The sequence below is a fragment of the Mesorhizobium sp. M7A.F.Ca.ET.027.03.2.1 genome (genome assembly GCF_003999175.1).
Classification (GTDB): Bacteria; Pseudomonadota; Alphaproteobacteria; order Rhizobiales; family Rhizobiaceae; genus Mesorhizobium.
Genome location: NZ_RZOM01001534.1, coordinates 1 through 990, shown reverse-complemented (window position 1 = coordinate 990; position 990 = coordinate 1). Strand labels below are relative to the sequence as shown.

Sequence of the window (990 nt, the reverse complement as noted above, 5' to 3'; positions counted from 1 at the left end):
GTCCGGCAGCGTCTCGCCCGCATCGACCCAGGGCGCGCGATGCAGCGGCTTCAGCTGCCGCCCGCCGCCCTCGACGACCATATCGGCGATATGGCCGACCGTGAGGTCGAGCGAAACCGAAATGCCCCGGGCCTTGATGGTGTGGATGGTCATCGCGCTCTCACCGATTCTGCAGGCGCAAACTGGCCTGTTCGGAGGCACTTGCGCAAGCATTGCGGCAGGCATTTTGCATCAGCGCCCTTTCACCCTCCCACAAGGGGGAGGGTGAGCGCAGCTACTGCCGCTTGTATTCCCGCACCGGCGACTTGGTGTCGTCGGTGTAGGTGACCTGCACCGACATCGATTTCACGCTGTCGGCGACCTTGAAATAGGGCTGGTAGTCGTAGGGGATGGCGTAAGGGTCCTTCTTGTCGCAGGGCGGCATCTTGATCTCCTTGTCGAGCGCCGCGCCGTTCAGGCTGTAATGCACCTGCTTGATGGCGCAGCGGTAGGACAGCATCTGGGTGAAATAGACCAGCCCGTGATTGCCGCTGGCATCGAAGGCGATCCACGAGGTCCAGAACTGGTCGAGGATCTGCTTGTTGCCTTGCTGGAGCGCTGTCTCCGGGTCGAAGCGGATGTCGAACGGGCCGGTCTCGCGGCCCCTGATGTCGAGATATTTGATGGCGATGATCCCCGCCACGGTGCTGTCGGGCATCTCGAAGCTCGGATTGGCCATCGGCTTGCCGGTCGTCTGGTCGTTCATGGCCAGGAAACCGGTGTCGGTGAACGGACCGCTGTCGCCCATGCGCCAGGAGATGGCGGTTGCCGGCTCCGGCAGCGAGATGGTCATCGACCAGCCCTGGTTGGAGCGCATCGGCGTCAGCGAAGGCACGAAGCGGGCGGGATCGAGCACGTCGCCGAGTGCCGCTAGCCGGCTGCGGCTGCGGTCCAGCCAGTCGGCGAGCTGCGTCTGGTCGACGAAATATTTGAGCAGCCCGCCATCCTTTT

The 990-nt window shown here is 63.6% G+C and carries 1 pseudogene; it reads right to left on the bottom strand.

Going from position 1 to position 990, the window contains the following annotated elements:
* Nucleotides 1-274 precede the first annotated feature (274 nt).
* A pseudogene (locus tag EN750_RS36230) lies at nucleotides 275-990 on the bottom strand (methyl-accepting chemotaxis protein); the annotation flags it as partial.